The organism is Flavobacterium sp. LM4 (assembly GCF_002017935.1).
GTDB lineage: Bacteria > Bacteroidota > Bacteroidia > Flavobacteriales > Flavobacteriaceae > Flavobacterium > Flavobacterium chungangense.
Window position 1 is genome coordinate 1 of record NZ_MUFW01000009.1, and the last position, 10,614, is coordinate 10,614.

The following is a 10,614-nucleotide window of genomic DNA, read 5'->3' on the forward strand; positions in this document are numbered from 1 at the left end:
TCAACGGTGGAAACGGCCATTGATACTGCTGAACTTGAATTATTAGGAAGTAACTAGAATATGTAGTGTAGCGGTGAAATGCTTAGAGATTACATGGAATACCAATTGCGAAGGCAGGTTACTACTAATTGATTGACGCTGATGGACGAAAGCGTGGGTAGCGAACAGGATTAGATACCCTGGTAGTCCACGCCGTAAACGATGGATACTAGCTGTTGGGGGCAACTTCAGTGGCTAAGCGAAAGTGATAAGTATCCCACCTGGGGAGTACGTTCGCAAGAATGAAACTCAAAGGAATTGACGGGGGCCCGCACAAGCGGTGGAGCATGTGGTTTAATTCGATGATACGCGAGGAACCTTACCAAGGCTTAAATGTAGTTTGACCGATTTGGAAACAGATCTTTCGCAAGACAAATTACAAGGTGCTGCATGGTTGTCGTCAGCTCGTGCCGTGAGGTGTCAGGTTAAGTCCTATAACGAGCGCAACCCCTGTTGTTAGTTGCCAGCGAGTCATGTCGGGAACTCTAACAAGACTGCCAGTGCAAACTGTGAGGAAGGTGGGATGACGTCAAATCATCACGGCCCTTACGCCTTGGGCTACACACGTGCTACAATGGCCGGTACAGAGAGCAGCCACTGGGCGACCAGGAGCGAATCTATAAAACCGGTCACAGTTCGGATCGGAGTCTGCAACTCGACTCCGTGAAGCTGGAATCGCTAGTAATCGGATATCAGCCATGATCCGGTGAATACGTTCCCGGGCCTTGTACACACCGCCCGTCAAGCCATGGAAGCTGGGGGTGCCTGAAGTCGGTGACCGCAAGGAGCTGCCTAGGGTAAAACTGGTAACTAGGGCTAAGTCGTAACAAGGTAGCCGTACCGGAAGGTGCGGCTGGAACACCTCCTTTCTAGAGCCTTAGTGTTAGCATTTGTGCACGCTGAGGAAAAAAGATGAAGATCTTTAAAGTTCTGAATTGAAAGATTGTATTACTCTTGCTGTTAATTTAAAAAAAAATGAAAATTAAGTAAAACAGAGTCTCGTAGCTCAGCTGGTTAGAGTACTACACTGATAATGTAGGGGTCGGCAGTTCGAGTCTGCCCGGGACTACTTTTTAAAATCAAATTGACAATTATTAATTGACAATTGATAATTAAAAAGACTGATTAGCTTAATTAAAAGGAAATTTAGAGGTTGAGTAACCGTTTTAAGTACTGTTAACTGAAAACTGTTAACTGACAACTAAAAAATGGGGGATTAGCTCAGCTGGCTAGAGCGCCTGCCTTGCACGCAGGAGGTCAACGGTTCGACTCCGTTATTCTCCACGAAATAATTGACAATTATCAATTGATAATTATTAATTGTTAAAGTTCATTGACATATTGAGATAAGAAATAATAAAAAGTAGAAAGCGTTTTTTGTTATAGTAGAGATACAAACAACAAGAAACAAAAAAAAACGGTCATATTAATTTATGATTGGTACAATAAGCAAAATAAGGGCGTATGGGGGATGCCTAGGCTCTCAGAGGCGATGAAGGGCGTGATAAGCTGCGAAAGCTACGGGGATCGGCACACACGAATTGATCCGTAGATACCCGAATGGGGCAACCCACTATGTTGAAGACATAGTACACCGATAGGTGGGCAAACCCGCTGAACTGAAACATCTAAGTAGGCGGAGGAGAAGAAAACAAAAGTGATTCCGTAAGTAGTGGCGAGCGAACGCGGATTAGCCCAAACCAATGTTGTTACGGCAATGTTGGGGTTGTAGGACCACGATATTTTATGTACACGGAACCGGAACTGACTGGAAAGTCGGGCCATAGAGGGTGATAGCCCGTATGGGTAACAAGTATAATAGATAGTGGTATCCTGAGTAGGGCGGGGCACGTGAAACCCTGTCTGAATTTGGCGGGACCATCCGCTAAGGCTAAATACTCCTGAGAGACCGATAGTGAACCAGTACCGTGAGGGAAAGGTGAAAAGAACCGTGAATAACGGAGTGAAATAGATCCTGAAACCATACGCTTACAAGCGGTCGGAGCCCTTTCGTGGGGTGACGGCGTGCCTTTTGCATAATGAGCCTACGAGTTAACGTTGCTGGCAAGGTTAAGTGGTTAAGCCACGGATCCGTAGCGAAAGCGAGTCTGAATAGGGCGCTTTAGTCAGTAGTGTTAGACGCGAAACCGTGTGATCTACCCATGGGCAGGATGAAGCGCTGGTAACACAGTGTGGAGGTCCGAAACCGGTTGACGTTGAAAAGTCTTCGGATGACCTGTGGGTAGGGGTGAAAGGCCAATCAAACTCGGAAATAGCTCGTACTCCCGAAATGCATTTAGGTGCAGCGCTGGCGATAGTTATATAGAGGTAGAGCTACTGATTGGATGCGGGGGCTTCACCGCCTACCAATTCCTGACAAACTCCGAATGCTATATAATGTTTCCCAGCAGTGAGGGCTTGGGTGCTAAGGTCCAAGTCCGAGAGGGAAAGAACCCAGACCATCAGCTAAGGTCCCCAAATATATGTTAAGTTGAAAGAACGAGGTTTGTCTGCCCAGACAGCTAGGATGTTGGCTTGGAAGCAGCCATTCATTTAAAGAGTGCGTAACAGCTCACTAGTCGAGCGGACGAGCATGGATAATAATCGGGCATAAACATATTACCGAAGCTATGGATTTACAAGCAATTGTAAGTGGTAGGGGAGCATTCTAACAGGGTTGAAGGTGTATCGTAAGGTATTCTGGACTGGTTAGAAAAGAAAATGTAGGCATAAGTAACGATAATGCGGGCGAGAAACCCGCACACCGAAAGACTAAGGTTTCCACAGCTATGCTAATCAGCTGTGGGTTAGTCGGGACCTAAGGCGAACCCGAAAGGGACAGTCGATGGCCAACGGGTTAATATTCCCGTACTACTGATTACTGTGATGGGGTGACGGAGTGATGAAAGCGCCGCGAACTGACGGAATAGTTCGTTGAAGTACCTACCTATAAGACCCGCAGGCAAATCCACGGGTTTTGGGGAAATACGATAGTACTCGGAGTCTTCGGACAAAGAGATAGTGCGCCTAAGGGCTTCCAAGAAAAACCTCTAAACTTCAGGTAATTAGTACCCGTACCGCAAACCGACACAGGTAGTCGAGGAGAGAATCCTAAGGTGCTCGAGAGATTCATGGCTAAGGAATTAGGCAAAATAGACCCGTAACTTCGGGAGAAGGGTCGCCAGCAGCAATGCTGGCCGCAGTGAAGAGGTCCAGGCGACTGTTTATCAAAAACACAGGGCTCTGCAAAATCGTAAGATGAAGTATAGGGCCTGACACCTGCCCGGTGCTGGAAGGTTAAGAGGAGATGTTATCTTCGGAGAAGCATTGAATTGAAGCCCCAGTAAACGGCGGCCGTAACTATAACGGTCCTAAGGTAGCGAAATTCCTTGTCGGGTAAGTTCCGACCTGCACGAATGGTGTAACGATCTGGACACTGTCTCAGCCATGAGCTCGGTGAAATTGTAGTAACGGTGAAGATGCCGTTTACCCGCAGTGGGACGAAAAGACCCTGTGCACCTTTACTATAGCTTAGTATTGACCTTGGATAAATGATGTGTAGGATAGGTTGGAGACTATGAAGCGGCGTCGCCAGGCGTTGTGGAGTCATTGTTGAAATACAACCCTTTGTTTATCTGAGGCCTAACCCCGCTTTGTGGGGGACAGTGCTTGGTGGGTAGTTTGACTGGGGTGGTCGCCTCCAAAAGAGTAACGGAGGCTTCTAAAGGTTCCCTCAGTACGCTTGGTAACCGTGCGTAGAGTGCAATGGCATAAGGGAGCTTGACTGAGAGACATACAGGTCGATCAGGTACGAAAGTAGAGCATAGTGATCCGGTGGTTCCGCATGGAAGGGCCATCGCTCAAAGGATAAAAGGTACGCCGGGGATAACAGGCTGATCTCCCCCAAGAGCTCATATCGACGGGGGGGTTTGGCACCTCGATGTCGGCTCGTCACATCCTGGGGCTGGAGAAGGTCCCAAGGGTTGGGCTGTTCGCCCATTAAAGTGGCACGCGAGCTGGGTTCAGAACGTCGTGAGACAGTTCGGTCTCTATCTACTGTGGGCGTTAGAAATTTGAGTGGATCTGATTCTAGTACGAGAGGACCGAATTGGACTAACCTCTAGTGTATCTGTTGTCCCGCCAGGGGCACCGCAGAGTAGCTACGTTGGGAAGGGATAAGCGCTGAAAGCATATAAGCGCGAAACCCACCACAAGATGAGATTTCTTTTAAGGATCGTGGAAGATGACCACGTTGATAGGCTATAGATGTAAAGGCAGTAATGTCATAGTCGAGTAGTACTAATAATCCGTAAGCTTATGTACACCCTTTTCCTCCGGGTCAACCCGGAGGAAGAAACTTTCTAAAAATAGTAAATAAAAATATTTTTCTTTATCTCAGTATGTTAAGATATTTGCCCGTCGCGGGCAGTCTTAAAGACGAAAGTCCAGAGTCGTAAAGTGAAAACTTTTGACTTTATGACCTTAGACTTTAGACTAACAACCTTAAGGTGGTTATTGCGGCGGGGCTCACCTCTTCCCATCCCGAACAGAGTAGTTAAGCCCGCCTGCGCAGATGGTACTGCAGTTATGTGGGAGAGTATGTCGTCGCCTTTCTTTTGAAAACCCTGTTTCTGATGAAACAGGGTTTTTTGTTTTAAAATGAGGTACCTTAGCTCAGATGGTAGAGCAATGGACTGAAAATCCATGTGTCCCTGGTTCGATCCCTGGAGGTACCACAAATGCTCGGATGGTGAAATTGGTAGACACGCTGGACTTAAAATCCAGTGAACAGAAATGTTCGTGCGGGTTCAAGTCCCGCTCTGAGTACTGAAAACTCCAATTGGCTATGGCTGATTGGAGTTTTTATTTTATTTTATGATAGCTTTTAAATAATCAAAAGGATGAGATATACACTAAACGATTATGGCTTTATAGCTAACTGAAATATTGTGATTAAAACGGAGTTGGGAAAGGGATAGGAAGATGCTGCCGAAGTAGCCTGGATAGCCCCACCACATTATAAAAAGGGGCTTATAAGCGGTAAGTTTGGAAGTCCCTTTTTATAATGGGGACTCCCCATAATAAAATTAGTATTTAAAAAAGATAAAATGTTTTAATCTCTAAGGGTTTAATTCCCCGAAGCTCTGCTTCGTTTTTTTTCTTATTATTGTTATGTGAGTGAGTATATCCATAAGAGCCATAACGTTTCTGTTTTGTTGTATCATTTTGTTTGTCCAGCAAAATATAGGCGTTTTGTTTTTAGTTCAGCTTTAGACAAGACGTTGAAAGATATTTGTTTGGAAATCGCTAAGCGTTATGACATATCGTTTATAGAGATTGGCACTGACCAAGATCATGTTCATTTTCTGATTCAAAGTGTTCCGACAGAGAGTCCGACAAAAATTATCAGGACAGTAAAAAGTATTACTGCAAAAGAAATCTTTAAGTTTCATCCAGAAGTAAAACAGAAATTATGGGGAGGTGAATTTTGGTCTAAAGGTTATTATGTAAATACAGTTGGTCGTCATGTAGATGAAAATACGATTCAAATTTATGTGAAATCACAAGGTAAAGAGAAAGAATACAAGAAATTACATTCTCAACAGCTCTCGTTGTTCTAATACCTCGGTGGCTCTGCCCGAGGTAGTTTATTCAAACAAATAAAATCTAAGAAGAGTTTTAATTATTTAAATATGTGCTATTAGAAAAGGGGATAAATTATATAGATCCACTTTTGTAATAGCACCTTTTCGTATTTCTAGATTCCTAAACGAAAATCTTTTACACTTTTTTGTTCTAAGCAAATATCTTCGAAATAACTTGTTGTTCCTATATCTACCGGGCATTGTGCACTGATTCCTGTCCAAATTTCTGCAGGATAATTGTTTTTATATAAACGAACCATTTGCCAATTTTTATTGTCAAGCGAATAATAGCTGGCAACTGTTTCTGTATCTGATGAAATTTTCATGTAAACAGTTTTGCCATCAACAATGTCATGATTATTATCGTCTGAGGTTCCTATGGTACGGACTGTGACAATTCTGTGATTACCGCGTTCATCCTGCTCAAAGCAAAATTTTTGATAAAAACTGTCGTTTACATATAGGTATAATACACCGGCATTGTATAAACCGTTTTTAGTGAATTTCGGGCTTATTTTTGCTGTTAACGTAAAGGGTTTTGTGTTATCAACTTTAGATAAAAGAATAGGTGCCGAATTATTTGATAGTTTATTATTTGGATCTGAGAAATAATCTTTTTTCTCTCCCACATGAAATAGTATGTTTTCTTTATTATCCACTTTTGCTAGCGTATCAGCTCCATTAATTGATTTTGTAAAATGTATTTGGCTTAGTTTGATATCGCATGGAACTCCACGGACAATCGCTGAGTCTTTTGGTTTTGTTGCAGTATTTTTCGCTGTTTTATTTTCTTTAGAAATATTGTTACAACCTGTAAATAAAATAATTTGCAAAAGACTGCAGAAGATAATGGATTTAGATTTTATAAATGTTTTTGTTAAAAGTATAAATAGTCTAACTTAGTTTTTCAAATTTACATTTTACTTCTAATAACGACAATACGTAAAATTAACCAATTTTATTTGAACAACTATTACAGATATATCCATTGAAGATCAGTTAACTTCTACTTTATTAAAACAAACTTTTTTGAATGAAGAGGCATTACACGTAGAAGATTATAAAAAAATGGCTGCTGCTTATGTTTCTATAGAGCAATGTGTCGCAGTACTTTCGGATTTTCAGGCTGACTGTAGTTATATTTATGCAGGTAATTTTGGTAAATTGCTCGGACTCTTAGGTGATTTGTTTATCGATTCTGCTTTTGAAGACTGCATATTTGATAAGTTAAATTCTGAGGATGTAATCGAGCGCCATGCCTTAGAACTTCATTTTTTTCAATATCTTAAAAATCTTCCTGAAGAAGAATATAGAAATTACAGTACTTTTAGCCGTTTACGTTCTTCTGATAAGAAAAATGTGTATTACATTATCCATAGAACTATGTATCTTAAAAGATCGCCAAATGGGAGTGTTTTATTTGCATTGTGTTTGTATGCAGCATCAACTAATTCAGAATTTAGAAAGGGGATTGATGGTAAAATTGTAAATATTAAAACAGGAGAAACCATATCATCTGAAAAATATAAACCTTATACAGAAAGTCTGCTGTCTCAAAGAGAGTTAGAAATTCTGACTCATCTTGCAAAATGAAGCAATAGTGATCAGATTGCAAGTCTGTTAAGTATTTCGGTTTATACTGTTCGTCGCCACAGACAGAATATAATTCAAAAACTGCAGGTTGCGAATACAACCGAAGCTTTAAAAACAGCTTTTGTTATGGGATTAATAAAGGTATAAGTTTGAGAAATAAAAAAAGCCTTTAAATATGATTTAAAGACTTTTGAATGGCGGTTTATTTTAAAATCCTTTTTCAAAATTTGAATCGGCATTTTTGGCTTTTTTTGAAGGTAAGACAGAATCGCATTTGTCTTTTTCAATTACAGGATTCCAGTCACCTTCAAGATTACTTGCAGTTGTTGTGTTGGCAGCAAATATTTTTTCTTTGGTATATTCTGCAGCTTCTGTTTTGTTTAACTGTTTAGACCATGCTATTCGATTATCAGATTTGGAACCTGGGCCATAACAATTATATTCTGCATAGAATGAGTTTTTCCAGTTGTCATATCCCTTGTGTTCTGGATCTTTTGACCATATAGACCAGCCTTCGGGAATAATAGTTGAATCTTCATAAGAATTAATGAAAACCGTATTTGCACCTGCTCCCCATGGTCTTCCAAGAGATACTTTTGAAACGGTTGTTTTAGGATATTTCATTATGACACAATCTTTAAACACAAAACCATATTTGCTTTTTCCTGCTTCGTGATTTCCTGCAGTGATATAAGAGTCTTTTCTAGACTGAATAAAACAATTTTCAAACAAGGCTATTCCTGCGCCAAAGATGAAGTCTGTCGTTCCATCAATGATACAATCTTTGATGTAGGTTCTCTTATTTGCTTTAAGATAAAATGTATCTTGAAAACCGCTCATTTTGCAATTGTGAAATATGGCCCTGTCGCCGTTTACCATTAAAGCTACAGCCTGTCCCCCTTTTTTATACTGAGGTAACTCGCTACTAATAGTGTTTTCAAAGGTTATGTTTTCTGCAAAAAAATCATTTGCTTCAATTGATATACTGAATGATTTGCTTGTGCCACCGGCAATTTCAGCATAATCATCGTAGGTAAGAATAGTGTTTTTGTAAGATTCGCCTATTAAGGATACATTTTTCTTTCCTGAGGTTAGTTTTAATTTCTCTTTATAAGTGCCAGGTTTCACAAAAATGAGGGTACGTTTAGAACTATTCTCAGGTACAGCATTAAAAGCATCCTGAATTTTTGTGTAATTACCGCTTCCATCAGCAGCCACTACAATATCATAAGCAGTTTTGTTTTTTTGGGCGTATAAAACCACGTTGAAACTAATGAGCAAGAAGTAAAAAGTAAGTAGCGTTTTTTTCATATTAGATTTGAATGATAGCAGTTAAAAAATAAATTTCCAAGGAACAAATTTTGAACCTTGGAAATTTATAAAAATAATTGAAATTGAACTAAGAAACGATATTTTTTACTTTATGTCCAAATATTCCGAAATAAAGAATAATCACGAAACATACTAACGGAATTATATAACCTGACTGAATATCGTCATGTTTCATGTCAATTAAAGTTCCCATTGCATAAGGAAGGATTGCTCCACCCACAATAGACATTACCAGCCATGAAGAACCCGTTTCGGTATTCGATTTTAAACCCACCAATCCTAAAGAGAAAATAGTTGGGAACATGATTGACATAAAAAAACCTAATCCGCCCAATGCGTAAATAACTGTAATACCTGATCCGTAAATCGCTACTAAGCAAAGCAAAGCACTAATTATACAATAGATAGAAAGTAAAACATAGTCTTTGACAAATTTCAAAAAGAATGTTCCACTAAAACGACCTATCATAAACAGAAGTCCATATATGCCAAGGTAATAAGCAGCTGTTTTTTCATCTAATCCAGCTTCTTTTTGAGCTATTCGGACAAAAAAGCTGGTTACACATACTTGGGCTCCAACATAAAAAAACTGTGCTACAACTGCCCAACTTAAGTGAGAAAATTTTAAAACAGAGAAAAAACCTGGTTTAACTTCGTTTTCTGTTTGTTTAGACTTCATTGATGGCAAATGCATAAAATAAAATATTATAGCTACCAACACCAGAACACTGCCTAAAATAATATAAGGCAATTTTACTGCCGAAGCCTCTTCTAATAAGTAGGCTGTTTTTGCCGTATCTGACATTGCGGCCATCTCTGCTGGGGTGTAGTTAATTCCTGAAAGTATAAAAATACCTCCAAAATGGGGCCTAACATGGCTGCTAAACCATTAAATGAGGCAGCCAGATTTAATCTAAATGAAGAAGATTCTGCAGGACCTAAAATAGCTGCGTAAGGATTTGCACTAGTTTCTAAAATAGTCAAGCCGCAACCAATTACAAATAAGGCAAACAAAAATAATTCATAAGTTCTGCTGTTTGCGGCGGGTACAAAAAGAAAAGCTCCAATTGCGAAAACTAATAATCCAGTGATAATACTGTTTTTATAACCAAATCGTTTAATAAGCATTCCAGAGGGAATCGCCATAATAAAATAAGCAAAATAGATAGACGTATCAATCAATGTTGATTCTCTGTTGTTGAGCTGACAGGCTTTTTTTAGATGTGGAATCAAAATACCGTCAAGACCATGAGCCATTCCCCAAAGGAAAAATAAGCTGGTAATTAAAATAAAAGGCAAAAGATATTGATTTGTTTTGCCGCCTTCTGTTGGGATTTCGTGTTGGTCACCTGTTTGGTTAGTTACTTGCATAGTTAGATTTTTATTTTAGGGTTATTTCTTTTTTACTAATAAAAGATGGTCACATACCAAAACCACTTCACCTCTCTGGTTGATGATTTCTACGTGTTCGGTCACCGTTCCCATATCCGGTTTTTTAGCTTCTCCTTTTTCAGAAATCGTAATTTCTGAATGAATGGTATCACCAATATGAACGGGTTTTACAAATCGCATTCGGTCATAACCTTTAGAGAAAGCCTCCGGGTTTATTTCAGATGCTGTCAAACCTATACCGATACTAAAAACCATTGTTCCATGTGCAATTCTTTGTCCGAAAGGCTGTGTCTTACACCATTCTTCATCCATATGATGCGGGAAAAAATCTCCGGTATGTCCTGCGTGGACTACAAAATCAGTTTCTGTAATTGTTCTGCCTAATGTAACTCTTTTATCGTTAAGTTGATAGTCTTCGAAAAATGTGGATTTGAAATACATGTTTTTTTAGTTTTTAAGTCCTTAGTGATTAGTCCTTAGTGATTAGCTAATTACTATGGACTAGCGACTAATTACTATATTTATATAATTTTTTTGGGCGTTTTAACACGCTTTCCGCTGTATCTTTTTGGCAGAAAAAGCCAAAAAAGGATGCCGCTTCAATCGTTAACGC

Annotated in this window: 8 protein-coding genes, 4 tRNA genes and 3 rRNA genes; 10 read left to right on the plus strand and 5 right to left on the minus strand. The window is 39.8% G+C overall.

Going from position 1 to position 10,614, the window contains the following annotated elements:
* From BXU10_RS24450 to tnpA, 8 genes are all read left to right on the plus strand, one after another.
* Positions 1 to 908, plus strand: a 16S ribosomal RNA gene (locus tag BXU10_RS24450); the annotation flags it as partial.
* A 126-nt stretch (positions 909 to 1,034) separates the two neighbouring features.
* A tRNA-Ile gene (locus tag BXU10_RS24455) sits at positions 1,035 to 1,108 on the plus strand.
* Positions 1,109 to 1,249: 141 nt separating this feature from the next.
* Positions 1,250 to 1,323 (plus strand) — tRNA-Ala (locus BXU10_RS24460).
* 159 nt (positions 1,324 to 1,482) lie between these two features.
* A 23S ribosomal RNA gene (locus BXU10_RS24465) occupies positions 1,483 to 4,362 on the plus strand.
* 181 nt (positions 4,363 to 4,543) lie between these two features.
* A 5S ribosomal RNA gene (gene rrf, locus BXU10_RS24470) occupies positions 4,544 to 4,653 on the plus strand.
* Positions 4,654 to 4,702: 49 nt separating this feature from the next.
* Positions 4,703 to 4,775 (plus strand) — tRNA-Phe (locus tag BXU10_RS24475).
* Positions 4,776 to 4,780: 5 nt separating this feature from the next.
* A tRNA-Leu gene (locus tag BXU10_RS24480) sits at positions 4,781 to 4,866 on the plus strand.
* Between the two features lie 347 nt (positions 4,867 to 5,213).
* Positions 5,214 to 5,660, plus strand: a complete 447-nt coding sequence (tnpA, locus tag BXU10_RS24485; protein ID WP_078230060.1) for an IS200/IS605 family transposase — start codon at positions 5,214 to 5,216, stop codon at positions 5,658 to 5,660.
* Positions 5,661 to 5,797: 137 nt separating this feature from the next.
* On the opposite strand, the gene BXU10_RS24490 is transcribed toward tnpA, so the two are convergent.
* The gene (locus BXU10_RS24490) at positions 5,798 to 6,517 is read right to left on the minus strand and encodes a DUF1349 domain-containing protein (protein WP_223255355.1); all 720 of its coding nucleotides are present in this window, start codon (positions 6,515 to 6,517) and stop codon (positions 5,798 to 5,800) included.
* Between the two features lie 196 nt (positions 6,518 to 6,713).
* Between BXU10_RS24490 and BXU10_RS24495 the strand changes: the two genes are divergently transcribed.
* Together BXU10_RS24495 and BXU10_RS25835 are read left to right on the plus strand one after the other, a co-directional pair.
* A complete protein-coding gene (locus BXU10_RS24495; protein ID WP_223255573.1) occupies positions 6,714 to 7,277 on the plus strand; it encodes a helix-turn-helix transcriptional regulator in 564 nt (187 codons plus the stop codon).
* A gap of 15 nt (positions 7,278 to 7,292) precedes the next feature.
* The gene (locus BXU10_RS25835; protein WP_369803426.1) at positions 7,293 to 7,424 is read left to right on the plus strand and encodes a LuxR C-terminal-related transcriptional regulator; all 132 of its coding nucleotides are present in this window, start codon (positions 7,293 to 7,295) and stop codon (positions 7,422 to 7,424) included.
* Positions 7,425 to 7,484: 60 nt separating this feature from the next.
* Here BXU10_RS25835 and BXU10_RS24500 read toward each other — a convergent pair whose 3' ends face one another.
* The 4 genes from BXU10_RS24500 to BXU10_RS24510 all read right to left on the minus strand — a co-directional run bounded on the left by BXU10_RS24500 (position 7,485) and on the right by BXU10_RS24510 (position 10,442).
* Positions 7,485 to 8,588, minus strand: a complete 1,104-nt coding sequence (locus BXU10_RS24500) for a pectinesterase family protein (RefSeq protein ID WP_078225588.1) — start codon at positions 8,586 to 8,588, stop codon at positions 7,485 to 7,487.
* 88 nt (positions 8,589 to 8,676) lie between these two features.
* A complete protein-coding gene (locus BXU10_RS25515; RefSeq protein WP_223255574.1) occupies positions 8,677 to 9,414 on the minus strand; it encodes a hypothetical protein in 738 nt (245 codons plus the stop codon).
* A complete protein-coding gene (locus BXU10_RS25520; protein ID WP_223255575.1) occupies positions 9,381 to 9,980 on the minus strand; it encodes an MFS transporter in 600 nt (199 codons plus the stop codon). Before BXU10_RS25520 ends, BXU10_RS25515 begins: the two co-directional genes overlap by 34 nt.
* 21 nt (positions 9,981 to 10,001) lie before the next feature.
* On the minus strand, positions 10,002 to 10,442 hold the full coding sequence (locus tag BXU10_RS24510; RefSeq protein WP_007809657.1) for a MaoC/PaaZ C-terminal domain-containing protein: 441 nt from the start codon (positions 10,440 to 10,442) through the stop codon (positions 10,002 to 10,004).
* Between the last annotated feature and the right edge of the window lie 172 nt (positions 10,443 to 10,614).